Source organism: Pseudomonas sp. SDO5271_S396, from assembly GCF_054071795.1.
The window spans coordinates 16,194-39,144 of sequence record NZ_JBSVWB010000013.1; the positions used below are offsets into that span (position 1 = coordinate 16,194).

24 protein-coding genes are annotated in these 22,951 nt (G+C 62.6%); 13 read left to right on the top strand and 11 right to left on the bottom strand.

The window, feature by feature from the left end; genetic code table 11:
- Positions 1-5: 5 nt before the first annotated feature.
- Positions 6-758, bottom strand: a complete 753-nt coding sequence (locus ACW9IN_RS11795; protein ID WP_457366034.1) for a thioesterase II family protein — start codon at positions 756-758, stop codon at positions 6-8.
- Positions 759-1,060: 302 nt separating this feature from the next.
- Here ACW9IN_RS11795 and ACW9IN_RS11800 point away from each other — a divergent pair, with 302 nt between their 5' ends.
- Complete coding sequence (locus tag ACW9IN_RS11800) at positions 1,061-1,612, top strand: RNA polymerase factor sigma-70 (protein ID WP_005789991.1); 552 nt, start codon at positions 1,061-1,063, stop codon at positions 1,610-1,612.
- 124 nt (positions 1,613-1,736) lie between these two features.
- Here the strand turns inward: ACW9IN_RS11800 and ACW9IN_RS11805 are convergent, their stop codons facing one another.
- Both ACW9IN_RS11805 and ACW9IN_RS11810 read right to left on the bottom strand, forming a co-directional pair.
- Positions 1,737-2,525, bottom strand: a complete 789-nt coding sequence (locus ACW9IN_RS11805; RefSeq protein ID WP_457366035.1) for a substrate-binding periplasmic protein — start codon at positions 2,523-2,525, stop codon at positions 1,737-1,739.
- 93 nt (positions 2,526-2,618) lie between these two features.
- Entirely contained in the window at positions 2,619-3,242 is a 624-nt protein-coding gene (locus tag ACW9IN_RS11810) for a TetR family transcriptional regulator (RefSeq protein WP_457366036.1), read from the bottom strand.
- Positions 3,243-3,396: 154 nt separating this feature from the next.
- Between ACW9IN_RS11810 and ACW9IN_RS11815 the strand changes: the two genes are divergently transcribed.
- From ACW9IN_RS11815 to ppnP, 8 genes are all read left to right on the top strand, one after another.
- Positions 3,397-5,175, top strand: a complete 1,779-nt coding sequence (locus ACW9IN_RS11815) for an acyclic terpene utilization AtuA family protein (RefSeq protein WP_457366037.1) — start codon at positions 3,397-3,399, stop codon at positions 5,173-5,175.
- Positions 5,176-5,188: 13 nt separating this feature from the next.
- Positions 5,189-6,061, top strand: coding sequence for an SDR family oxidoreductase (locus tag ACW9IN_RS11820; protein WP_457366038.1), 873 nt, complete (start codon positions 5,189-5,191; stop codon positions 6,059-6,061).
- 3 nt (positions 6,062-6,064) lie between these two features.
- On the top strand, positions 6,065-7,681 hold the full coding sequence (gene atuC / locus ACW9IN_RS11825; protein WP_457366039.1) for a geranyl-CoA carboxylase subunit beta: 1,617 nt from the start codon (positions 6,065-6,067) through the stop codon (positions 7,679-7,681).
- Positions 7,682-7,705: 24 nt separating this feature from the next.
- The gene (atuD, locus tag ACW9IN_RS11830; RefSeq protein WP_457366040.1) at positions 7,706-8,863 is read left to right on the top strand and encodes a citronellyl-CoA dehydrogenase; all 1,158 of its coding nucleotides are present in this window, start codon (positions 7,706-7,708) and stop codon (positions 8,861-8,863) included.
- On the top strand, positions 8,860-9,621 hold the full coding sequence (locus tag ACW9IN_RS11835; RefSeq protein ID WP_457366041.1) for an enoyl-CoA hydratase/isomerase family protein: 762 nt from the start codon (positions 8,860-8,862) through the stop codon (positions 9,619-9,621). Before atuD ends, ACW9IN_RS11835 begins: the two co-directional genes overlap by 4 nt.
- 117 nt (positions 9,622-9,738) lie before the next feature.
- Entirely contained in the window at positions 9,739-11,625 is a 1,887-nt protein-coding gene (locus ACW9IN_RS11840; RefSeq protein WP_457366042.1) for an acetyl/propionyl/methylcrotonyl-CoA carboxylase subunit alpha, read from the top strand.
- Positions 11,626-11,699: 74 nt separating this feature from the next.
- A complete protein-coding gene (locus ACW9IN_RS11845; RefSeq protein ID WP_457366043.1) occupies positions 11,700-12,242 on the top strand; it encodes an exonuclease domain-containing protein in 543 nt (180 codons plus the stop codon).
- 63 nt (positions 12,243-12,305) lie between these two features.
- Positions 12,306-12,590 (top strand): pyrimidine/purine nucleoside phosphorylase, encoded by a 285-nt coding sequence (gene ppnP / locus ACW9IN_RS11850; RefSeq protein ID WP_058424671.1) that lies wholly within the window; start codon positions 12,306-12,308, stop codon positions 12,588-12,590.
- Between the two features lie 50 nt (positions 12,591-12,640).
- Here the strand turns inward: ppnP and ACW9IN_RS11855 are convergent, their stop codons facing one another.
- Positions 12,641-13,534 (bottom strand): AraC family transcriptional regulator, encoded by an 894-nt coding sequence (locus tag ACW9IN_RS11855; protein ID WP_457366044.1) that lies wholly within the window; start codon positions 13,532-13,534, stop codon positions 12,641-12,643.
- Positions 13,535-13,634: 100 nt separating this feature from the next.
- On the opposite strand from ACW9IN_RS11855, the gene ACW9IN_RS11860 reads away from it, so the two are divergent.
- Positions 13,635-14,372: an SDR family oxidoreductase gene (locus ACW9IN_RS11860; protein WP_457366045.1), complete on the top strand. Its 738-nt coding sequence runs from the start codon at positions 13,635-13,637 to the stop codon at positions 14,370-14,372.
- On the opposite strand, the gene ACW9IN_RS11865 is transcribed toward ACW9IN_RS11860, so the two are convergent.
- Positions 14,362-15,168 (bottom strand): MOSC domain-containing protein, encoded by an 807-nt coding sequence (locus ACW9IN_RS11865; RefSeq protein ID WP_457366046.1) that lies wholly within the window; start codon positions 15,166-15,168, stop codon positions 14,362-14,364. The two genes, ACW9IN_RS11860 and ACW9IN_RS11865, sit on opposite strands and share 11 nt — an antisense overlap.
- A gap of 39 nt (positions 15,169-15,207) precedes the next feature.
- Complete coding sequence (locus ACW9IN_RS11870) at positions 15,208-16,143, bottom strand: chemotaxis protein CheV (RefSeq protein WP_457366047.1); 936 nt, start codon at positions 16,141-16,143, stop codon at positions 15,208-15,210.
- 600 nt (positions 16,144-16,743) lie between these two features.
- On the opposite strand from ACW9IN_RS11870, the gene ACW9IN_RS11875 reads away from it, so the two are divergent.
- The 3 genes from ACW9IN_RS11875 to ACW9IN_RS11885 all read left to right on the top strand — a co-directional run bounded on the left by ACW9IN_RS11875 (position 16,744) and on the right by ACW9IN_RS11885 (position 19,113).
- Complete coding sequence (locus ACW9IN_RS11875) at positions 16,744-17,193, top strand: hypothetical protein (RefSeq protein WP_457366048.1); 450 nt, start codon at positions 16,744-16,746, stop codon at positions 17,191-17,193.
- Positions 17,194-17,563: 370 nt separating this feature from the next.
- A complete protein-coding gene (locus tag ACW9IN_RS11880) occupies positions 17,564-18,457 on the top strand; it encodes a sensor histidine kinase (RefSeq protein WP_457366121.1) in 894 nt (297 codons plus the stop codon).
- Positions 18,454-19,113 carry a response regulator gene (locus ACW9IN_RS11885; protein WP_457366049.1) on the top strand — a complete coding sequence of 220 codons (660 nt, stop codon included), beginning with the start codon at positions 18,454-18,456 and terminating at the stop codon, positions 19,111-19,113. Before ACW9IN_RS11880 ends, ACW9IN_RS11885 begins: the two co-directional genes overlap by 4 nt.
- Here the strand turns inward: ACW9IN_RS11885 and yegS are convergent.
- From yegS to ACW9IN_RS11910, 5 genes are all read right to left on the bottom strand, one after another.
- Positions 19,072-19,992, bottom strand: a complete 921-nt coding sequence (yegS, locus tag ACW9IN_RS11890) for a lipid kinase YegS (protein ID WP_457366050.1) — start codon at positions 19,990-19,992, stop codon at positions 19,072-19,074. The two genes, ACW9IN_RS11885 and yegS, sit on opposite strands and share 42 nt — an antisense overlap.
- 369 nt (positions 19,993-20,361) lie before the next feature.
- Positions 20,362-20,754, bottom strand: coding sequence for a DUF2802 domain-containing protein (locus tag ACW9IN_RS11895; protein ID WP_457366051.1), 393 nt, complete (start codon positions 20,752-20,754; stop codon positions 20,362-20,364).
- A complete protein-coding gene (locus tag ACW9IN_RS11900; RefSeq protein ID WP_105694886.1) occupies positions 20,755-21,237 on the bottom strand; it encodes a chemotaxis protein CheW in 483 nt (160 codons plus the stop codon). It abuts the gene before it with no gap.
- Between the two features lie 85 nt (positions 21,238-21,322).
- Positions 21,323-22,126, bottom strand: coding sequence for a CheW domain-containing protein (locus ACW9IN_RS11905; RefSeq protein ID WP_457366052.1), 804 nt, complete (start codon positions 22,124-22,126; stop codon positions 21,323-21,325).
- Positions 22,126-22,914 (bottom strand): ParA family protein, encoded by a 789-nt coding sequence (locus ACW9IN_RS11910; RefSeq protein ID WP_457366053.1) that lies wholly within the window; start codon positions 22,912-22,914, stop codon positions 22,126-22,128. The genes ACW9IN_RS11905 and ACW9IN_RS11910 overlap by 1 nt, the downstream gene beginning before the upstream one ends.
- Positions 22,915-22,951: the final 37 nt, after the last annotated feature.

Consider the following 22,951-nt stretch of genomic DNA (forward strand, 5'->3'; position numbering starts at 1 on the left):
CGTGTTCAGCTGGCTGCGCGTTGCCGCGCCGCGCCATTGCGCCAGCGGGCCAGGTGTTCGTCGGCATAACGCCGTACACAACGCAGCACCGCGCTTTCGTGCTGCACGAGGAAGAAGTGGTGACCGTCGAACAGGTCGAGGGAAAAACCACTGGCGGCGTCGAGTTGCCAGTCGAGCAACTGGTCGGCGCGCACGCTGTCCTGCTTGCCGCCGAACACATGGATCGGCATGCCCAACGGCTGGCGCTCGCCGTAGGTGAAACTGCCGCAGAGCAGGAAGTCGGCGCGCAGGATCGGCAGCATCAACTGCATCAGTTCGGGGTTGGTCAGGGCTTCTTCGGCAGTGCCTTGCAGCTCACGCAGGCGGGCGATCAGTTGTTCATCGGTCTTTTCGATGGCGTATTCGCTCACATCACGCCGCGCCGGCCCGGCGGTGCCGGAGGCGAACAAGGCGAGCGGCGCGGGGACGTTGCGGGCGTTGAGCGCATGGGCCAGTTCAAACGCCAGCAGGCCGCCCAGGCTATGGCCGAACAACGCATAAGGGCCGCTGAGGTCGCGACTGATTTCCTCGGCAAGTTGCGCGGCCAAGGCTTTGATATCGCGTTGCAGCGGCTCGTCCATGCGCATGCCACGGCCCGGCAATTCCAGCGGGCACACCTGCAGCCAATCCGGCAGGGTTCGCCGCCAACGCGCGTAAACCATGGCACTGGCGCCCGAATAGGGCAGGCAAAACAGGCGTAGTCGGGTCGGCGTGCTCATCCTTTGAGGACTCCAAACTGAAACACGCTGTCTGCACGATAGAAACCCATTTCGCCCTCCTGCGGGTGCTGGTCCTTGGCCGTTTTACTAACGGACCTGTCAACCATGAGAACGGACGGAGCCAGCAAATAATTAGTCGCGGCGGATGGGCGAGACCTGGTTCACACCGTGCAAGCGGGCATAAGATTAGTTCACCTTCTCATTTGACAATCATTATCATTAAGCATAATTTGTTGCCCGATGTGTAGGAGGCCTCAGCAAGGACGCCCTCCCCCAACCTCTTTTGCGACAAGGTGATTTCCATGACGGAACAAGTATCCACAGGCAGGTGCGACTCACCGCTTCTCCAGGCTTTTGTCGATAACCGGCTAATCCTGGTGAAGATCGCGGCGCGCATTACCGGGTGCCGCTCCCGTGCCGAAGACGTAGTGCAGGACGCCTACTTCCGGCTGCAATCGGCGCCCACCATCACGTCATCGTTCAAGGCGCAGTTGAGCTATCTGTTCCAGATCGTGCGCAATTTGGCGATCGATCACTACCGCAAGCAGGCCCTGGAGTTGAAGTACTCCGGGACGGAAGAGGAAGGCTTGAATGTGGTCATTCACGGCGCTTCACCGGAAACCTCCCACATCAACTTCAACACCCTGGAAAACATCGCCGACGCCCTGACGGAACTGCCCCAGCGCACCCGCTATGCCTTCGAGATGTACCGCCTGCATGGCGTACCGCAAAAGGACATCGCCAAGGAACTCGGCGTGTCGCCGACCCTGGTGAACTTCATGATTCGCGATGCTTTGGTGCACTGCCGCAAGGTGTCGGGCAGCCATAGCGATACGTTTGCGCGCCGGGTTTGACGCTCAGCGGAATAAATGTAGGAGCTGGCTTGCCTGCGATCGCATCACCTTGGCAGAACTGAAAAACCTGGGTGTCCGCATCGCAGGCAAGCCAGCTCCCACATTTGGATTGATGTTATGCCTGTCAGGGCACGGGCATCACATCGATGCGGTACGGCTCGAAAATCTTCAGCATCTCGCCATTGTCCCGCAGGCGCTTGAGCAGCGCGGAAAACGCCTCGCCGGTGATCGGCGCCCTGGGCCGCAGCAACGCGTAATGGTGATAGACCTGGTCAATGCGTTCCGACACCAGGAAATCCCCGGCCATGTCCGCATTGCGCACCATGAAATCACTCAGGTAAGAACGCGTGACCAGTGCGATATCCGCGCGCCCGCGGGCGACCATCAGCAGGTTGCTGTCATGGGAATACGTCAACGTGGCGTTGAAGTGCTCGGCCATGTATTTGGGGTCGGGGTTGAAGTTGGCGAAGGCGTAGTGATAGCCGCTGAACACCGCCAGACGTTTGCCGGCCAGGTCGTCGAAGTAACGCTGATCGCGACCGGGCTCACGCTGGGCGACGAAGACTTCCGCATCCTCAAGGCCCATGTCGACGCTGGTATGGGGAATCTTCTGCCAGCCCCATTGCGGGTTTTCAAAGATCGCCATGTCGACGCGACTTTGCTCGAAATCACGAAAGCGCCGGGGGATGGACGTGGGCACCAGCACAAACTGGTAGTCGGTCTGCGAGGCATTCAGGGCCTCGACCAATTGCGGCAACAGACCGGTGTCGGCGCCCTGCTCCGGACGCACGGTGTAAGGGGGAAAGTGCGCGGCACCGATACGCACCAGTTGCGCGGCCGACGCCGGTACCCACCCTGCGGTGCCCAGTGCCCATAAAGTAAGTCCTGCAGCCAGCCGCCATGGCGAAAACATCAAGGCACACACCGTTCATCACTCTGATGGCAATAAGCTAGGCGTTTTTGTCAGTCGAGACAACTTTCTACCGCCAAATTAATAACTTGCACCTCAGGGTGCTTTCAGCACCATCAGCAGGGCTTCTTCGGCCAATTGCTCCAGGGTCAGGCTGCCCTCGGCGCGGAACCAGGTGGTGGTCCACGACAGGGCACCCGTGAGGAAACGTCGGGTAATGAATACGTCGCCCTGGATGTAACCGGCCGCCTTCGCTTCCCCCAGCACCTGCAACCAGATGGCTTCGTACACGTCGCGCAGGGCCAGCACCTGGGCCTGGCCGTCGGCCGACAAGGAGCGCCATTCATACACCAGCACCGCCATGGCCTCGCCACTGCCGCCCATGATCGACTGCAATTCGCAGCGAATCAGCGCCAACAGGCGCTCGCGCACATTGCTCGCCTCGTCCAGCGAGGCGCGCATCATCGCGGTGTTGTAATGGATGGTCTCCTCCATCACCGCCCGCAAGATCTCGTCCTTGCTCTTGAAGTGATGAAAGATGCTGCCGGACTGAATGCCCACGGCCCCCGCCAGGTCTCGCACCGTGGTGCGCTCGAAACCCTTGTGGCGAAACAGGTGAGCCGCGGTTTGCAGCAACTTGCCACGGGCACTGTCGGGGTCGGTCAACTGGCCGCCGTCGACCATGGCGCGCATCACCCGCCGGGCTTTGTGCTCATCCATGTCTCTCTCCTCTACTTCTACTGACGTCTTGGCCGGCAATTTAGGCCGTGACCGCCAACCAAGCAAGCGCTTGGGCCAAAAGTTGTGTCCGCAGGTTGCAGACCAAGCGCTTGCTTGGTAGTCTCGGTGCCAGCCATTCGGAGAAGGACTTCTCATGAGCAAGACGGTTCGTATCGGCTGCGCCAGCGCCTTCTGGGGCGACACCTGCACCGCCGCCGCCCAGTTGGTGCAGGGCGGTGCGCTGGATTACCTGGTGTTCGACTACCTGGCGGAAGTCACGATGTCGATCCTCGCCGGCGCGCGGCTCAAGGATCCACAGGCCGGCTACGCCACGGACTTCGTCGAGGTGCTCACCCCGCTTCTGGCCGACATCCAGCGCCAGGGCATCCGCGTGATCAGCAACGCGGGCGGCATCCATCCCCAGGCCTGCGCCGCCGCGCTGCAAGCGGCCTGCGACCAGGCACAGGTCCCGCTGAAAATCGCCGTGCTGCTGGGGGACGACCTGCAATCCCAACTCAAGCACCTGCACGGCATCACCGACCTGTCCAGCGGCGCCCCTCTGCCGCCGGCGTGTGTATCGGCCAACGCTTACCTCGGCGCACCGGGCATCGTGCAGGCGCTGGCGTTGGGTGCCGACATCGTCATCACCGGCCGTGTGGTGGACAGCGCGGTGGTCAGCGCCGCGCTGGTGCATGAATTCGGCTGGTCATGGCACGACTACGACCGCCTCGCCCAGGCCGCACTGGCCGGGCATATCATCGAATGCGGCGCACAGTGCACCGGCGGCAATTTCACCGACTGGCGCGACGTGCCCGATTACGCGCACATCGGCTTTCCTATCGTCGAAGTCAGCGCCGACGGCCAGTTCACCGTGAGCAAGGTCGACGGCACCGGCGGCTTGATCAGCGAACTCAGCGTGGCCGAACAACTGCTGTATGAGATCGGCGATCCACGCGCCTATCTATTGCCTGATGTGATCTGCGATTTCAGTCAGGTCCAACTTCAACAGCAAGGTAAAAACCGTGTGCGCCTGCACGGTGCCAAAGGCTTGCCGCCGACCGATCAGTACAAGGTCAGTGCCACGTACGCGGATGGCTTCCGTTGTACTGCCAGTTGCCTGATCGCCGGAATCGATGCCGTGGCCAAGGCCGAGCGCGTCAGCCAGGCGATCATTCAAAAGACCTCGGAGCTGTTCAGCCAACGCGGCTGGGCGCCCTACACCGACGTGAACATCGAACTGCTCGGCAGCGAGGCCACGTACGGCGCCCATGCCCGGCGTCACGACAGCCGCGAAGTGGTGGTGAAACTTGCGGTGCGCCATCCGAGCAAACAGGCCCTGGTGCTGTTCGCCCGCGAGATCGCCCAGGCCGCCACCGGCATGGCGCCGGGATTGACCGGCATCGTGGGCGGCAGGCCGACGGTGTACCCGTTGATTCGGCTGTTTTCATTCCTGATCGATAAAACCGCCTGCGCGCCGAGCATCGAGTTTCAAGGCCAGCGCCACGCCTGCACCCTGCCGCCCAGCCACCCGCTCGGCACGCCGACCGCCCCGCTCGACCCGCCCCAAACCCAAGGGCGCGCCGACGCCAGCGTGCCGCTGGTGAAACTCGCCGTGGCGCGCTCCGGAGACAAGGGCAACCACAGCAACATCGGCGTGATCGCCCGTGCCCCCGAGTACCTGCCGTGGATCGCCGAAACGCTGACCCCGGCGGTAGTCGTCGACTGGATGAGCCATGTCCTCGACCCGCTCCACGGTCGCGTCGAACGCTGGTACCTGCCCGGCAGCCACAGCCTCAACTTCCTGCTGGAAAACGCCCTGGGCGGCGGCGGTATCGCCAGCCTGCGCATCGACCCGCAGGGCAAGGCCTTCGCCCAGCAACTGCTGGAAATCCCGATCGCCGTGCCCCAACACCTCAAAGATCAACTCAACTGACAGGAGCGCTGTCGTGGCTTTCGATTCGATCTTCAACGCCGACCTGTTCCAGGGCCACACCGTGATCGTCACCGGTGGCGGCAGCGGGATTGGCCGCTGCACCGCCCATGAGCTGGCAGCCCTCGGCGCCCGCGTGATTCTGGTGGGGCGCAAACCGGAAAAACTGCAGACAGTCGCGGCAGAGATCGCCGAAGACGGCGGTACCGCCCACTGGCAGGCGTGCGATATTCGCGATGAAGAGGCAGTGAAAGCGCTGGTCAGCCAAGTCCTCGAGGAACACGGGCCGATCCATGGCCTGGTGAATAACGCCGGCGGCCAATACCCGTCGCCGCTGGCCTCGATCAATCAGAAAGGCTTCGAAACCGTGCTGCGCACCAACCTGGTCGGCGGCTTCCTGATGGCCCGCGAAGTGTTCAACCAGTGCATGAGCAAACACGGCGGAGCCATCGTCAACATGCTCGCCGACATGTGGGGCGGCATGCCCGGTATGGGTCACTCGGGCGCAGCACGTGCGGGGATGGACAACTTCACCAAGACCGCCGCCTTCGAATGGGGCTACGCCGGGGTGCGGGTCAACGCCGTGGCGCCGGGCTGGATCGCCTCCAGTGGCATGGACACTTACGAAGGCGCGTTCAAGGCGGTGATCCCCACCCTGCGCGAACATGTGCCGCTCAAGCGCATCGGTACCGAATCGGAAGTCAGCGCCGCCATCGTGTTCTTGCTCAGCCCCGCCGCCGCGTTCATCAGCGGCAGCACCCTGCGCATCGACGGCGCCGCCAGCCTGGGCAACCGTGCCTGGCCGCTGCACAAGGCCCAGGCCACGAGCAAGCCGTTCAATGGTTTCCACCGTGCGTACCTGCCGGATGTACTCAAGGCGGAGAAATAAGCGATGCCCGTGATTGAATCCCTGATCGATACCCACAGCGCGCCGTTCGCCCAGAACCGCGAGGCGATGCTGGCCGCCATCGCCCAACTGCGCCAGCTGGAGCGCAACCTGCTCGACAAGGCACAAGAAGCCAAACCCAAATTCGACAAGCGCGGCCAACTGTTGCCCCGCGAGCGCCTCGACCTGCTGCTGGACCCCGGCGCGCCGTTTCTGGAACTGGCCAGCCTGGCCGGCTACAAGCTGCACGACGACAAGGACGGCAGCGCCGCTGGCGGCGGCTTGATCGCCGGCATCGGTTACGTCAGCGGCGTGCGCATGTTGGTGGTGGCCAATAACAGCGCGATCAAGGGCGGCACCATTTCGCCCACCGGCTTGAAGAAATCCCTGCGCCTGCAACAGATCGCCCAGGAAAACAAACTGCCGGTGGTGACCCTGGCCGAAAGCGGCGGCGCCAACCTCAACTATGCCGCCGAGATTTTCGTCGAAGGCGCGCGCAGCTTCGCCAATCAGGCACGGATGTCGGCCATGGGTCTGCCGCAGATCACCGTGGTGCATGGCTCGGCCACCGCGGGCGGCGCCTATCAACCGGGCTTGTCGGATTACGTGGTGGTGGTGCGCGGCAAGGCCAAGCTGTTTCTGGCCGGGCCGCCGCTGCTCAAGGCCGCCACTGGTGAAGTAGCAACCGATGAGGAACTGGGCGGCGCCGAGATGCACGCGCAAACCGCCGGGACTGCCGAATACCTGGCGGAAAATGATGCAGACGGCGTGCGGATCGTGCGCGACATCGTCAGCGTGCTGCCGTGGAATGATCGCCTGCCGCTGGCGCCGCAACGAACCTGCACAGAACCGCTGTACCCCATCGACGAACTGCTGGGCCTGATCCCCGACGACCCGAAAAAACCCTATGACGTACGCGAAATCCTTGCGCGCCTGGCAGACGGTTCCCGCTTCCTCGAATTCAAGGGCGAGTTCGACCCCCATACCGTCTGCGGCCACCTGCACATCCAGGGCCATGCGGTCGGCGTGATCGGCAACAACGGCCCCATCACGCCCAAGGGCGCGAGCAAGGCCGCGCAGTTTATCCAGCTGTGCGACCAGAGCCGCACGCCGCTGCTGTTTTTGCACAACACCACCGGTTTCATGGTGGGCACCGAGTCCGAACAGCAGGGCGTGATCAAGCACGGCGCGAAGATGATCCAGGCGGTGGCCAATGCCCGCGTGCCTAAACTGACCGTGGTAGTGGGTGGCTCCTACGGCGCCGGCAACTATGCCATGTGCGGACGCGGCCTCGATCCGCGTTTCATCTTCGCCTGGCCCAACAGCCGCACGGCAGTGATGGGCGGCGCCCAGGCGGGCAAGGTGCTGCGCATCGTCACCGAGGCCAAGCAATTGAAGGACGGCCTGGTGCCCGACCCCAAGGTGCTGGACATGCTGGAGCAGGTCACCGCGCAGAAACTCGACAGCCAGTCCACCGCGCTCTACGGCAGCGCGAATCTGTGGGATGACGGGCTGATCGACCCACGGGACACCCGGACGTTGCTCGGCTTTTTGCTGGATATCTGCCATGAAGCCGAGGTGCGGCAGTTGCAACCCAACAGTTTTGGCGTGGCGCGTTTCTAAACGACGATCAGGAGAACAACCACAATGATCTTTACCCAGGAACACCAGGAACTGCGCCGCACTGTCCGGGCCTTCGTCGACCGCGAGATCAATCCCCATGTGGACGAGTGGGAAAAGGCCGGGCGCTTTCCCATCCACGCGATCTTCCGCAAGGCCGGCGAGCTCGGCCTGCTGGGCATCTCCAAGCCGGAGAAGTTCGGCGGCATGGGCCTGGACTACAGCTATTCGATCGTCGCCGCCGAAGAATTCGGCACCGTGCGCTGCGGCGGCATTCCCATGTCCATCGGCGTGCAGACCGACATGTGCACCCCCGCCCTCGCCCGTTTCGGCTCCGACGAACTGCGCGAAGAGTTCCTGCGCCCAGCCATCAGTGGCGAACAGGTCGGCTGCATCGGCGTGTCGGAAACCGGCGCCGGCTCCGATGTGGCAGGGCTCAAGACCCAGGCACGCAAGGACGGCGACGACTACGTGATCAACGGCAGCAAGATGTGGATCACCAACTCGCCCAGCGCCGACTTCATCTGCCTGTTGGCCAACACCTCCGACGACAAACCGCACATCAACAAATCGCTGATCATGGTGCCGATGAACACCCCGGGCATCAGTGTCAGCCCGCCCCTGGAAAAGCTCGGCATGCACAGCTCCGAAACCGCCCAGGTGTTCTTCGATGACGTGCGTGTGCCCCAGCGCAATCGCATCGGCCACGAAGGCGCCGGGTTCATGATGCAGATGCTGCAGTTCCAGGAAGAACGCCTGTTCGGCGCGGCCAATATGATCAAGGGCCTGGAGCACTGCATCGACAGCACGATCGAGTACTGCAAGGAGCGCCAGACCTTCGGCAAGGCGCTGATCGACAACCAGGTCATTCACTTTCGCCTGGCGGAGCTGTCCACCGAAATCGAATGCCTGCGCGCGCTGGTGTACCAGGCCACCGAGCAATACATCAAAGGCCTGGACGTGACCCGCCTGGCGTCCATGGCCAAGCTCAAGGCCGGGCGGCTGGGTCGTGAAGTCAGCGACAGCTGCCTGCAATACTGGGGCGGCATGGGCTTCATGTGGGACAACCCGGTGGCGCGGGCCTATCGCGATGTGCGGCTGGTGTCGATCGGCGGCGGCGCCGACGAAATCATGCTGGGCATCATCTGTAAATTGATGGGCACCCTGCCGGGGAAAAAACCATGAACACCCTGCTGCTCGAACCGCACAACGGCGTGCTGCACATCACCCTCAACCGTCCCGAGCAGCGCAATGCCATGAGCCTGGAAATGGTCGACGAACTGCGCGCCGTGCTGGCAGACCTGGATAGCCGTACGCGAGCGCTGGTGATCGGCGGCGCGGGCGGGCACTTCTGCGCGGGCGCGGATGTGAAAGACATGGCCAGCGCAGGTGACCGCATGCAAGCGTTGAACCGGGCATTCGGCACCCTGCTGCAAGCGGTCGAAGCCGTGCCGCAAGTGGTCATCGTGGTGCTGCAAGGCGCAGTGCTGGGCGGCGGGTTTGGCCTGGCGTGCGTGAGTGATATTGCGATTGCCGATCATCAGGCGCAGTTCGGTTTGCCGGAGACTGGCTTGGGTTTGTTGCCCGCGCAGATCGCACCGTTCGTGGTCAAACGCATCGGGCTGACCCAGGCTCGACGCCTGGCGCTGACGGCGTCGCGGTTTGATGGCGTTGAAGCCAAACGACTGGGCGTCGTGCACTTCACCGAACGTGACCCGCAGGCGTTGGCAGAACGGTTGGATGAGGTGTTGGGACAGGTACTCAAGTGCGCGCCGCACGCCAACGCCCGGACCAAGGCGTTGCTGCTGGCCAGTGTGGAGGAACCGCTGGAGAACGTGCTGGATCGTGGGGCGCAGTGGTTCGCCGAATCCTTGAGGAGTGAAGAAGGCATCGAGGGGACGCAGGCGTTTGTGCAGAAACGAAAGCCTCGGTGGTGCAGGTGACGCTTTCGCGGGCAAGCCCGCTCCCACAGTTGACCGTGTTCACACATCCAACCTGTGGGAGCCGGCTTGCCTGCGATGAGGCCCGATCAAACACCCCATCAGCCAAGGGATAAACCCATGCCCGCATTCAGCAAAATCCTGATCGCCAACCGCGGCGAAATCGCCTGCCGCCTCCAGCGCACCGCCCAGGCCCTGGGCTACCGCACCGTGGCGGTCTACAGCGACGCCGACGCCCAGGCCTTGCACGTGCAGATGGCCGACGAAGCCGTGCGCATCGGCCCCGCGCCGGTGCAGCAGTCCTACCTCGACATGCCGGCCATCCTCGCCGCCGCCAAAATAACCGGCGCAGATGCAGTCCACCCCGGCTACGGTTTTCTCTCCGAAAACCCCGACTTCGCCCGCGCCTGCCAAGACGCCGGCCTCACCTTTATCGGTCCTGGCGTCGAGGCTATCGAACTGATGGGCAGCAAACGCCAGTCCAAACTCGCGATGCTCGAAGCCGGCGTGCCGTGCATCGCCGGCTACCAGGGCAGCGCCCAGGATGACGCCACGCTGCAAACGGAAGCCGAACGCATCGGCTACCCGTTGATGATCAAGGCCAGTGCCGGTGGCGGCGGGCGCGGCATGCGCCTGGTGCACAGCGCCGATCAACTGCCCGAGCAACTGCGCACTGCGCGTTCCGAAGCGTTGAATGCCTTCGGCAGCGATGAGCTGATTCTGGAACAGGCCCTGATCGACCCACGGCATGTGGAAATCCAGATTTTCGGCGACAGCCACGGCAACCTGATTTACCTGGGCGAACGCGACTGTTCGATCCAGCGCCGCCACCAGAAAATCATCGAAGAAGCGCCCTGCCCCGTCATGACTCCGGCCCTGCGCCAGGCCATGGGCGAGGCGGCGCTCAAGGCCGGGCGGGCGGTCAACTACGTGGGCGCGGGCACCGTGGAGTTCCTGCTGGATCGCAACGGCCACTTCTACTTCCTGGAGATGAACACCCGCCTGCAAGTGGAGCACCCGGTGACCGAGCTGATCACCGGCCTCGACCTGGTGCATTGGCAATTGCAGATCGCCGCCGGCCAACCGCTGCCGCTGACCCAGCAGGAGGTCAGCCTGAGCGGCCATGCCATGGAAGTGCGCCTGTACGCCGAAGACCCGGCCCAGGGCTTTTTGCCGCAAACCGGCGATGTGCTGCGCTGGGAACCTGCGGCTGGGGTGCGCCTCGACCATGGCGTGTGTGAGGGCCAGCGGATCAGTCCGTTCTACGACCCCATGCTGGGCAAACTGATTGCCCACGGCGCCACCCGTGAAGGGGCGCGGCGCAAACTGCTGCGGGCGGTGGAGGACACGGTGTTGCTGGGGGTAACCAGCAACCAGCGGCTGCTGGTCGATTTGCTCAAACATCCAGACTTTATCGAGGGTGAGTTCAGCACCGGGCTGATCGCCGAACACTTCAGCGAAATCCCGCGCCCCCAAGCCACCGCTGAGCAGTTGAGCCTGGCCGCCGCCCTGTTCTACCAACACAGCGCCAACCGGAACGCCCAGGGTCTGGCGGGCTGGAGCAACGCCGTCCGAACGCCCTGGACCTGTCGCCTGGAGGCCAACGATGAAATCCACCGGGCGGACGCCAGCGCCGTGAGCGAGCTGAGCACCGATGGCCGCCATGCGATCGTGGTGCTCAATGGCGTTCGCCGGCGCATTGCCTATCACCTGGATGGCGACCAACTCTGGTTGCCCGGCCTCAAGGTGACGAATCGCACCCAACAAGCGGCCAGTCGTCAGGCCGAGGCCGGCAGCGGCATGGTCAAGGCGCCGATGGACGGTGCCATCGTCGATGTGCGGGTCAGCGCCGGCGAAAGCGTGACCCAGGGTCAACTGCTGCTGGTGCTCGAAGCCATGAAAATGGAGCATCCGCTGAAAGCTGGCGTCAGCGGCAGGGTCAAGACCGTGCAGGTCATGGCCGGCGACCAGGTGCGCAACCGCCAGGTTCTGCTCGAGATCGAATGATCCCCTAGGCGGAACTACAGGGCCGGGCTACGCTCTATCCCCATCAGGAAGGGATGAGTACGGGAACCTGCGCGATGCCTCATTGGCTGATCATTGACCTTGAAGCCACAACGGATGAAGGCGGCTGGCCCGTGACGGAGATGGAAGTCATCGAGATCGGCGCGAGCCTGGTCAACCGCGACGGCCGTGAGCTGGACCATTTCCAGCGCTTCGTGCGGCCACTGCGCCGCCCCTTGCTGACGCCCTTCTGCCGTCAATTGACCCACATCACCCAGGCCCACATCGACGCCGCCGCCCCCATGACCGAGGTGTGGCCGCTGTTCGAGCGCTGGTTGGGCCAACACCAGGCACGCCTGGAAGGCTGGGCCAGCTGGGGCGACTACGACCGTCAGCAACTGGAGCTGGAGTGGCAGCGCCATGACCTGGCCAGCGTGCTCGCCCACACGCCCCACGTGAACCTCAAGCAGCGCTTCGCCAAGGCGCGCCGCCTGGACAGGCCCCTGGGCCTCAACGGCGCGTTGCAGTTGGCCGGGATGCAGTTCCATGGGCAACAACACCGGGCGCTGGAAGACGCACGCAACACTGCGCGCCTGCTGCCGTTGATTCTGCCGGTCTAGGCAGTTCCCATACCCTTGGGCATACTGGCCGACCTTTTCAGACCCTTTTCCGAGGAATCAGCCATGTTTAAAGTCAACGAGTACTTCGACGGCACCGTCAAGTCGATCGCGTTCGGCACCGCAGAAGGTCCTGCGACCATCGGCGTGATGGCTCCGGGTGAATACGAATTCGGCACTGCCCAGCGCGAGATCATGCACGTGGTGTCCGGCGCCCTGACCGTCAAACTGCCTGACGCCAGCGACTGGGAAACCTTCGCCGCCGGCAGCCAGTTCAACGTGCCAGCCAACAGCAAGTTCCAGCTGAAGGTCGCCGTGGACACCGCTTACCTGTGCGAATACCGCGGCTAAGCAAGCTCAAGGCTCAAAAAAATGCCCGTCTCTGGTGAGACGGGCATTTTTCATGGCTTGGCGTACTGACTGGGTGGCACGCCCACGTGCCGGCTGAACGCTACGCTGAAAGTGCTGGTCGAACCGTAGCCCACCTGCTGCGCCACAGCCGACACCGACAGTGTTTGCTCCCGCAGCAATTGTTTGGCGACCTGCATGCGCCAGCCCAACAGGTATTCCATCGGAGCCACCCCGACCACCCGGGTGAACCGTGCAAAAAAAGCCGAACGCGACAGCGCCGCGATCTGCGCCAACTGACCCACCGTCCAGGCATGCGCAATGCGTCCATGCATCTGCTTGAGTACCGGCGCCAACCGCTCATCCGCCAGCCCGCGCAACAACCCGGCAGGGGCGCTGCCGCCCGCAACCGAACGCATGGCCTCCACCAGCAGCAACTCGACCAGCCGGCCCAATATGAACTCATTGCCAGGCCGCTGCTCGGCGGACTCCTCCCCGACCATCATCACCAGCGCCGACAAACGCGCCGAATCACGCACGTGGACAACGGCAGGCAACAGCGCCACCAGCAAGCCCGGATCGGCGCATTCGAACACAAATGAGCCACCCAGCGAGCGCATTTCCGGCAAGCCGTCCTGTTCGCCGTAGCGCAACTCGCCGCGCACGCTGGCGACTGCATGGGGGTCCATGGGCACCGCCGGCGCGGGCGCAAAACTCGACAGCGTAAACGGCGGCGTTGCGGGCAGCAGCACAAAATCACCGGCAGCGAGGATGATCGGCGCGTGCCCGTCCACCGCCAGCAGGCAACTGCCCTCCAGCATGATGCAGAAGCTCGGCAGGCCAAATTCTGAATACCGAACGGCCCAACTGCCCCGGCCACTGACCGGGTTGGCAAAGGCTGCCCGTGGATGCAGCAGGCGCACGACTTCGGAAAGCGGATCGGCCATATCAGGATTCCTGCCAAACAAATGTGGACTGCGCATCATCGATCATCCACGCACATTTCTCTATCGTTGCCCGGACTCTTCCCACAACTTGGAATCGCACATGAAAACGGTACTGATCACCGGCTGTTCATCCGGCTATGGCCTCGAGACCGCGCGCCACTTTCTCGCCCAAGGCTGGAAGGTCATCGCCACGATGCGCACCCCCCGGGAGGATGTGCTCCCCTCTTCGCCGCACCTGCGCGTGCTGGCACTGGACGTGACACGGCCCGACAGCATCGCCCAGGCCCTGGAAGCCGCCGGCCCCATCGATGTGCTGGTCAACAATGCCGGAATCGGCCTGCTCGGCGCCTTCGAAGCCACCCCCATGGCCACCGTGCGCGAAATCTTCGAGACCAATACATTTGGCGTCATGGCGATGTGCCAAGCGGTGATCCCGCAATTTCGTCAACGCCGGGCCGGTACGATTGTGAATGTCACCTCCAGCGCGACCCTGGCGCCCTTCCCTCTGGTGGCGGCCTACACCGCAAGCAAGACTGCCATCGAAGGCTTTTCCGGATGCCTGGAACTGGAGCTCGAGGCGTTCGACGTGCAGGTCAAGGTGGTTCAACCGGGCTACGGTCCCGATACCCGCTTTACCGCCAATGGTGAACAGCGCATGCAGGGACTGATTACCGACGCTTACGAACCGCTGGCTCAACGAGTGTTTGCCTGGGCGGGCCAAGCCACGCAGTTCACAAAAGAAGCCGATGTGGCCGAAACGGTCTGGCATGCGGTGAACGTCGCCTCCAGCCAGCGGTGCTACCCCGCCGGCGCGGACGCCTTGGCCCTCACTCGATGATCGTCACCGGCATGCCCACTTCCAGGCGCCCCAGGCCATCGTTGACCAGGTTCTGGCCGAACATCACGTCGCCATCCTGTTCGCGGTAGGACTTGAGGGTGGTCAGGGGTTCACGGTCGCTACTGCGCTCGCCGCTTGCGGGGTCGATGGTGGTGAGGATGCACCGGGAGCAGGATTTGACCACGCGAAACTCCACATCGCCAATGCGCACACGTTTCCAGCCGTCTTCGGCAAAGGCATCGGCACCTTCGATGACGAGGTTGGGACGAAAACGCAGCATTTCCATGGGGCGGCCAATGCGGCCGGACAGGTCGTCCAGAGAAGACTGACCGATCAGCAACAACGGAAAACCGTCGGCAAAGCCGACCTGATCATCGTCCTTGCCGTAACCGGCCTCGGTGGTACGTGCACGCTCCAATGGCACGTGCACCAGGCGGGTGGGCTTGCCGATGAAGTCGCTGACCCAGGCCGCGGCGGCGTCTCCGGCGTCGGGCACGCGCAGGGTGTCACGCCAGATGGTCACGCCGCGCAAGTCGGCGTCGTCGCCCGGCAGCGGCACTTCCAGCGAACCGTGGCCGGATGAGCCGAGGGTGAGGCCACCCTGGCCGTTCCACAGCGCCGACAACTGGCTCATCTTTGCCACGGCCCGTTGCGTGAGGAAACGCCCGCTGGCTTCATCCACCAGCATCCAGCGTCGATCCCCGTCCAACCCGAGCTTGTCCAGGCCGATAGACTGCAAGACTTGGGCCTTGCCGGATTTCAGGGGATAACGGTACAACGCGCTGAGACGAAGCATGGGCCTGCGTTCCTGAGGGACAAAGATGTCACCCTAAGGTCAAGCGGGCACTTCGTCCAGCATCAGACGCTGGCGCACCACATCCACCAGTTTGTCCGGCTGGAATTTGGACAGGAAGTTGTCGCAACCGACCTTCTTGACCATCGAATCGTTGAAGCTGCCCGACAACGACGTGTGCAGTACGACATACAGGCCACGCAGGCGCGGGTCGTTGCGGATTTCGGTGGTCAGACGATAGCCGTCCATCTCGGGCATTTCGGCATCGGTGAAGACCATCAGCAGTTTGTCGGTCATCACCTGACCAGCGTCGGCCCAGGCCTTGAGCATGTTCAGCGCCTTGAGACCGTCGCTGGCAATATGCATCTTCACGCCCAACTGACCCAGGGTGTCGCGCAGTTGCGACAGAGCCACGTTGGAGTCGTCCACCAGCAGCACTTCGCGGCCACGGGCGCGCTCCAGGACCGGATCCTCGAGCTTTTCGCGGGAGACTTTGGCGCTGTACGGCACGATCTCGGCCAATACCTTTTCCACATCGATGATTTCCACCAATTGGTCATCGACCTTGCTGATGGCGGTGAGGTAATGCTGGCGCCCGGCGCTGGTGGGTGGCGGCAGGATCGCCTCCCAGTTCATGTTGACGATGCGGTCCACGCCACCCACCAGGAACGCCTGTACCGAACGGTTGTACTCGGTGACGATGATGGTGCTGTTGGGGCCGGGGACCAGCGGGCGCATGCCAATGGCCTGGGACAGGTCGATCACCGGCAGGGTCTGGCCACGCAGGTTGACCACACCGCAGACAAAAGGATGACGCTGGGGCATCAGGGTCAACTTGGGCAGTTGCAAGACCTCTTGCACCTTGAACACGTTGATTGCGAAGAGCTGACGCCCGGCCAGGCGAAACATGAGAATTTCCAGGCGATTCTCACCCACCAGTTGCGTGCGTTGATCTACCGTGTCGAGAATGCCGGCCATTAAAAGCTCCTGATGCGCTAAAGGGTTGTGCAACTGACGAAAACGCGTTCGTTCGGGTTCAACGCGGCGCCTTTGAAGACTTCGCGAGCGAGCTCGCTGCTAGGCAGCTTATCGGCGGCGAACGCCAGACCTTGACCCCGTTAAAATGCCACGTAAATTCATTGATGTCACACTGACATCATGCTTTACTGGCTACACCCTTGAAGAGGGCGATACAGCCACCTCGCGCGACATTGAAATCGGCGTGAGGTTCCGCTGCGTAAGGGATTCCCCTATGCACAATCAGGCCCAACCTGATATTCGCAATATCTAATAGCCATTAATGTGACGCCATTCTCATTGCATGAATGGAGTCAGGCTTTTGTTTGCCATCCCAAGCCCTTGGCCCACGGGTCTTTCAGACATTCACCTGTCGGCATTCGAAGTTGTGCAACTGAGCCCTTTGAACAGGGCTGCGGCGAGCTGCCGGCCTTATTTAAATAACGCTCCGACTGAAAAGCCAGAAGCGACCTACAGATTCCAGTCATATTTCAGCGGTAGTTTTAAGCCATTCACCCGGTGCAACATCCCATCACCCAACCGTATGTTGTGGAGACTTGCATGATGAACAGCGCAAATGAATGGCAAACCACACTTCCCGAGTTCCTGCTTGAAGCGGAAATGCTGCTTGCCAAATCGGAAGAGTGCCTGAGCCATCTGCACCTGATCCGTGACGACAGCGACGCCATCGACTGCATGAAAAGCAGCCTGGCCAAGCTGGCTGAAAAGGCCGACAGCCTTGCCTTGCAGGCGATCAGCGAGTTTTCGCGGCACATCCAGTCCCTGATCGCCAATGCAGCGAGCCCCATGCAATTGCATGATCAGGCCCTCAAGGCTTTGCACGATTGCCTCACGTTGCTGGCCTGGCAACTGGAGCTGATCGACATCCGCACCGGCCAACTGAGCATGGACGACAGCGAACAGACCACACTGATTGCAACAGTCACGCTGCAAATTCCGCAGAAAGATTTCAGTTATAAACCTCAACAGCGGATGCATCACGCGTCTTGAGTAGTTATCAGGTCGTATTCAAACCGGGTTTATCTGAAAACGACACACCCAACTAAAGTGAAACATTATTACAATCGGGAAAGATATCAATTAGCCACTAATGGCATCTAACGATACACACCCCCCCGTTAATAACACGCCCCCTATTTCGTTAACTCTGGGACTATCGCCCCAGTGTATTTGCGTGGTTAATGCGCTTGCCGGTTCAAGGTGCCAGGCGACCAACGGTAACAGTGGTGGTACTATGCACCGCTCGAAGTGATTCAACTTCATCATGCATAAAAACGATTCGGCAAGGTATTCCAAACAAAGCCCCGTCAATCTCCATGACCGGTCTTCCCGCAGCGAACCTTCAGTGGCTCCATCCGCTATGTACACCAGCCTCAAGTCACTCCTCGAAAGGTCCGTGTCGCGCAGCAACTTGCGCCGCCTGGCACTTGCCCTGTGCGTGTGTTCGCTGTTGTTCAGCCTGTGGGCGTATAGCCGCTCCGTACCCGTGCCGATCATCGTCCTGCTGCTCAACCTGGCCATCCTGCTGGTGGTGGGATTGCAGCAGTGGCGCTCACGCAAATCCATCAAGTTCCAGCCCCAGGAACTCGCCGACCGCTTGCTGCAGGTGCAGGAGAACGAGCGCCATCGCCTCAGCCGCGAGCTGCACGACGACATCGGTCAGTTGCTGACCGCCGCCAAGCTGCAGAGCGAATGGCTCAAGCGCCGCCTTCCCGACGATCTGCAAAGCCAATGCTCGGTCCTGTGCAACACCCTGAATGAAACCCTGGCCAAGGTGCGCGACGTGTCCGCCATCCTCAACCCGCGCCAGTTGGCCAGCCTGGGCCTGGAAGCCAGCCTGCGCGCGCACCTGCTCAAGACCCTGGAAAACACCCCGATTCACTGGAGCCTGGAATGCCAGCAACGCCTGACCGGCATTCCCGAAGAAATGGCCGTGGCGGCCTTTCGCATCACCCAGGAAGCGGTGACCAACATGCTACGCCATGCCCAGGCGCGCAATCTGTTGGTACGCCTGCAACGCCTGCCCGAAGGCCTGTCGCTGTTTATCAGCGATGACGGCCAGGGCTTTTCGCCCGCCATCAACCCCGGCCTGGAAGGCCAACGGGGCATGGCCGGTATGTCGGAGCGGATAGATCAGCTGGGCGGCTCATTGTCCGTCAGCAGCCAGCCAGGCAAAGGGACACGGATCGAAGCGCTTTTCCCCTGGGCGCCCCGCGCCCTCGAACGGGCCAGTTCCCCTAAGGTTCTAGAGTGACCTGCAAATTACTCCTGGTGGATGACCATGCACTGATCCGGGCCGGCGTACGCGCACTGGTCCAGGACATTACCGGCTACAGCGTCGTGGGCGAAGCCAGTGACGGTGCGCAGTTGCTGGAGAAATTCAGCGCCCTGCAACCCGATATCGTGCTGCTGGACCTGTCGATGAAACACACCGGCGGCCTGGACGCCCTGCAACAGCTCAAGCGCGCCTACCCCAAGAGCCGCGTACTGATCCTGTCGATGCACACCGACCCGGAACTGATCATGTGCGCGCTGGAGTCCGGTGCCCACGGCTACTTGCTCAAGGACACCACCGCCAACGAGCTGGAGCACGCCCTTCTCGCGCTGCGCAACAACGAACGCTACCTGAGCCCGGCAATCGCCCACACGGTGATCAACCAGGCACTGGTGCGCAACCAGGGTCCGGCGTCGGCAACCGCGCACACCCACAACCTCACGGCTCGCCAACTGGAGATCCTGCGCCTGATCGTACGCGGCAAGTCCACGCGGGAAATCGCCCATGGCCTGGGGCTGAGCATCAAGACCGTGGAAGCCCACCGCTCGCAGATCATGAAGCGCCTGCAGATCTTCGACGTTGCCGGCCTGGTGTTATTTGCGGTGCGCGAGCAGATCATCAGCCTGGACGACTAGGGGCGAGTCCTCCGGCAAGTGCACGCGCAATGCCTTGGGCAGGGCTTCGAAGTGCAGGTCATTGCCCTCCAGCGGCTCGCCATCCAGGTTGATGTACAGGCCTTGCGCCACCTTGATATTCACCCACGGCAGACGTGCGCGTACGAACATGGTGTCCAGCCCCCAGCCGTTGTTCATCAGCTCGCGCAAGGTGCCAACCACTTCCTGGGGCGCCGGCAGGATGCTGATATCCAGCAAGCCATCATCGGCCAGTGCCCCCGGACAGAGCACATGCCCACCACCGGCCTGGCGTCCGTTGCCGATGCCCAATGCCAGCAACTCGCCCTTCCAGTGGAAGTCCGGACCTTCCAGCTCGCCATAGGCAGCCTTCAACTCGCTGAAGCGGGTCAAGCCGGTGAAGAGATACGCGGCGCCGCCCAGGACCTTCTTCAAGTCTTCGGAAGTGTTGGCGGTGACCTGACTGCCGAAGCCGCCGGTCGCCATATTCAGAAAGATTTGCCCACCGACCTGGCCCAGGTCGATGGCGCGTGGCGGCACGTCCAGCAGTGCGAGGGCCTGGGCGGGCTCCAGCGGCACGCCGGCGGCCTTGGCGAAGTCGTTGGCGGTGCCCAGGGGCATCAGCACCAGGCTTGCGTCGGTCTTGGCCAGGGCCATGGCTTCGGCCACATCGCGCAAGGTGCCGTCGCCACCGCCGGCGATGAGGTGGGTGTAGCCGTCGGCCAGGGCTTCGGTGACCAGGCGCTGGGCGTCGCCGCCTTCCCACGTCACGCGCACCGCCAACTCCCCGCCCTGCTCGCGCCGGGCCTGCACGGCGGCGCGTACGTCCTCGTTGAGGGCTTGCTTGCCGTGGAGGATCAACAGGGCTTTGGCGGTGGTCATTGGGGAATCTCCTGATTCAAAGGTGCTTGGAGGATGTGGACCTTTGGGGAGGGGGTTTGGTTTTGTTTACCGGGTGTATATCCGTTTTTTGGGTAACGGCTGCCTGAGTGGTGAAAAGCGCACGCGCTTCTCTGTGGGAGCTGGCTTGCCTGCGATGGCACCCACTGGGTGTGTCTGGTGGACCGAGGTGGCTGCATCGCAGGCAAGCCAGCTCCCACAGGGTGGTGTACACCAGACCGGCTTTTGATCTTGATCCTGGGCGCCCCGTCAAACACGCAGGCCGAACGCAGGCTTGAATCCGTGAGCCGCTGTAAGAGCGGCCCCCTAATTGGCCGTTACCTAAATAACGGATATGTACCCAACACTCGGTCAGCTTTTGTGCAACTTACTCATCAGTTGCGCCTCAGCCTGCGTCAACCCACACGACTGAGTCAGCTCATCCACCGTAGCCCCCATCCCCACCAACTTCGCCGCCTGGGCAAACGACAGACTGGTAGGATCACGCTGCTCCAGCTGCGCCAACTTGTCCGGCAACGGCCCGAGGATCGCACGCAGTTCGTGCACCTCGTCCCCCACCTTCACCGCACTCTGCTGGTAATGATCAACGCGCTTGACCAACTCCAGAATGCGCCGGTCACGCACGGCATCACGCTCGGCCTGTTGCAGGGCCGACTCACGCTGCTGGCGCATGTAACGCAGCACAAATGCCAGTGTCCCGGCCCACAGCAGGGCCAGGACAATCACCGCCGCCTCAAAGAACAATCAGATGCTCTCCAGTTCCGACCATTCTTCTTCGCTCATCATCTTGTCCAGCTCAACCAGAATCAGCAGCTCGCCGTTCTTGTTGCAGACGCCCTGAATGAACTTGGCCGATTCCTCGTTACCCACGTTCGGTGCGGTTTCCACTTCCGATTGGCGCAGGTAAACCACTTCCGCCACGCTGTCGACCATGATCCCGACCACTTGCTTGTCGGCCTCGATGATGACGATACGGGTGTTGTCGTTGACTTCGGTCGGCACCAGGCCAAAGCGCTGGCGGGTGTCGATGACCGTCACCACGTTGCCGCGCAGGTTGATGATGCCCAGCACGTAGCTCGGCGCTCCCGGTACCGGCGCGATCTCGGTATAGCGCAACACTTCCTGCACGCGCATCACGTTGATGCCGTAGGACTCATTGTCCAGCTTGAAGGTTACCCATTGCAGGATCGGATCATCTGATCCTTGTGCGGACGCTGACTTGTTCATATCTCTGACCCTTCCCCTTCAAATGCCGTTACGTACGGCGTGTGTGCTTCATCGGCCGCACTCGCATGCGGCCCTTATTGTTCAATCAACTGCGTTTGTTGAGCGGCATCGATTTGACGGCGCCGCTGGCGATCAGCTCGGCCAGTTCGGCGACGTCGAGCAAGGCGCACATGTGTTCGATCACGGTACCGGCCAGCCACGGGCGTTGGCCACGGTGGCTGCGCCATTTGATTTCGTTCGGGTCCAGTCGCAACGAGCGGCTGACTTGATGCACCGCCAACCCCCACTCGTAGCCTTGCACCGAGATCACGTATTGCAGGCCCTGGCGAAAGTCATCGCGGTAGCGGTCGGGCATCACCCAGCGCGCGGTGTCCAGCACCTTGAGGTTGCCGGCCTGGCTGGGCAGGATGCCGAGGAACCATTCCGGCTGTCCGAACAGTGGTGTCAACTCCTGGCCTTCCAGCGAATAGATCGAGCCCAGGCATACCAGCGGCACGGCCAGGGTCAAGCCGGCGACGTCGAACAACAGGCATTCGAACGGCTCGGCGGCCCATGATGGGCGATCGTCACCACTGAGCGGCGGCGGCGGGTTGTTCGGCGGCAGGTGCACTTCGACCACCGGCGCGATCACCACCGGGGCAACCGGCGCTTCGATGACCGGCGCGATCGGTACCACGACGGCGGCGACGGGCGTCACCCGGGCATCACGGGCCTGCTCTTCCAGCACCGCCAGCTGGAACTCATCCAGCGTGCTGTGCGGTTCGGCGGCCGGCTCCAGCACCAGGATCGGCTCGGGCAAGGCTTCTTCGGTCGCATCCTGCAGCAAGGCGTCCAGGTAGGATTCCAGCGCCAGTTGCGGCCGGGTCTTGAGTTCGATGGGTCGGCTCATCAGGCCACCTGCGCCACAAGCTGCTGGGACAGCAGGTGTTTGAGCAAGGCGCGGTAAGCCTGCACACCCCGGCTTTTGCCGTCGAACTGCGACGGCACCAAGCCTGCGCGGCTGGCGTCACGCAGGCGCGTGTCCACTGGAATGTAGCCTTGCCAGATGGTGTCCGGGTACGCATCGCGCAGCACGCGCAGGGTACCGAGAGAGGCCTGGGTACGGCGGTCGAACAGGGTCGGCACGATGCTGAACGCCAACGGCTGTTTGCGCGAGCGGTTGATCATCGCCAGGGTGCTGACCATGCGTTCCAGGCCCTTGACCGCCAGGTGCTCGGTCTGCACCGGGATCACCAGTTGCTGGCTGGCCGCCAGGGCGTTGACCATCAGCACGCCCAGCAACGGCGGGCTGTCGATGATGGCGTAGTCGAAATCTTGCCACAGTTGCGCCAGCGTCTTGGCGATCACCAGGCCCAGGCCGTTCTGGCCGGGCGACTGGCGCTCCAGGGTCGCCAGGGCGGTACTGGAAGGCAGCAGGGAAATACTGTCATTGCTGGTGGGCAACAGCAGTTGCCCGGGCAAGTCGGCCGGCACGCTGCCCTTGTGCAGAAACAGGTCATAGCAGCTATGTTCCAGCGCATCCGGATCGTAGCCGAAATAGCTGGTCATGGAGCCGTGGGGATCCAGGTCCACCACGACCACACGCTTGCCCGCCTCGGCCAGCAAGCCGGCCAGGGCGATGGAAGAGGTGGTCTTGCCGACTCCACCTTTTTGATTGGCAACTGCCCAGACTCTCATTCGGTTGGTTCCTCCCGGCAGGCACAGGCGCGACCGA

Bases quoted from the DNA above. Each gene is read 5' to 3' on its own strand.
- ACW9IN_RS11795 (WP_457366034.1), bottom strand. From the start codon at position 758: ATGAGCACGCCGACCCGACTACGCCTGTTTTGCCTGCCCTATTCGGGC.
- ACW9IN_RS11800 (WP_005789991.1), top strand. From the start codon at position 1,061: ATGACGGAACAAGTATCCACAGGCAGGTGCGACTCACCGCTTCTCCAG.
- ACW9IN_RS11805 (WP_457366035.1), bottom strand. From the start codon at position 2,525: ATGTTTTCGCCATGGCGGCTGGCTGCAGGACTTACTTTATGGGCACTG.
- ACW9IN_RS11810 (WP_457366036.1), bottom strand. From the start codon at position 3,242: ATGGATGAGCACAAAGCCCGGCGGGTGATGCGCGCCATGGTCGACGGC.
- ACW9IN_RS11815 (WP_457366037.1), top strand. From the start codon at position 3,397: ATGAGCAAGACGGTTCGTATCGGCTGCGCCAGCGCCTTCTGGGGCGAC.
- atuC (WP_457366039.1), top strand. From the start codon at position 6,065: ATGCCCGTGATTGAATCCCTGATCGATACCCACAGCGCGCCGTTCGCC.
- atuD (WP_457366040.1), top strand. From the start codon at position 7,706: ATGATCTTTACCCAGGAACACCAGGAACTGCGCCGCACTGTCCGGGCC.
- ACW9IN_RS11835 (WP_457366041.1), top strand. From the start codon at position 8,860: ATGAACACCCTGCTGCTCGAACCGCACAACGGCGTGCTGCACATCACC.
- ACW9IN_RS11840 (WP_457366042.1), top strand. From the start codon at position 9,739: ATGCCCGCATTCAGCAAAATCCTGATCGCCAACCGCGGCGAAATCGCC.
- ACW9IN_RS11845 (WP_457366043.1), top strand. From the start codon at position 11,700: ATGCCTCATTGGCTGATCATTGACCTTGAAGCCACAACGGATGAAGGC.
- ppnP (WP_058424671.1), top strand. From the start codon at position 12,306: ATGTTTAAAGTCAACGAGTACTTCGACGGCACCGTCAAGTCGATCGCG.
- ACW9IN_RS11855 (WP_457366044.1), bottom strand. From the start codon at position 13,534: ATGGCCGATCCGCTTTCCGAAGTCGTGCGCCTGCTGCATCCACGGGCA.
- ACW9IN_RS11860 (WP_457366045.1), top strand. From the start codon at position 13,635: ATGAAAACGGTACTGATCACCGGCTGTTCATCCGGCTATGGCCTCGAG.
- ACW9IN_RS11865 (WP_457366046.1), bottom strand. From the start codon at position 15,168: ATGCTTCGTCTCAGCGCGTTGTACCGTTATCCCCTGAAATCCGGCAAG.
- ACW9IN_RS11870 (WP_457366047.1), bottom strand. From the start codon at position 16,143: ATGGCCGGCATTCTCGACACGGTAGATCAACGCACGCAACTGGTGGGT.
- ACW9IN_RS11875 (WP_457366048.1), top strand. From the start codon at position 16,744: ATGATGAACAGCGCAAATGAATGGCAAACCACACTTCCCGAGTTCCTG.
- ACW9IN_RS11880 (WP_457366121.1), top strand. From the start codon at position 17,564: ATGTACACCAGCCTCAAGTCACTCCTCGAAAGGTCCGTGTCGCGCAGC.
- yegS (WP_457366050.1), bottom strand. From the start codon at position 19,992: ATGACCACCGCCAAAGCCCTGTTGATCCTCCACGGCAAGCAAGCCCTC.
- ACW9IN_RS11900 (WP_105694886.1), bottom strand. From the start codon at position 21,237: ATGAACAAGTCAGCGTCCGCACAAGGATCAGATGATCCGATCCTGCAA.
- ACW9IN_RS11905 (WP_457366052.1), bottom strand. From the start codon at position 22,126: ATGAGCCGACCCATCGAACTCAAGACCCGGCCGCAACTGGCGCTGGAA.
- ACW9IN_RS11910 (WP_457366053.1), bottom strand. From the start codon at position 22,914: ATGAGAGTCTGGGCAGTTGCCAATCAAAAAGGTGGAGTCGGCAAGACC.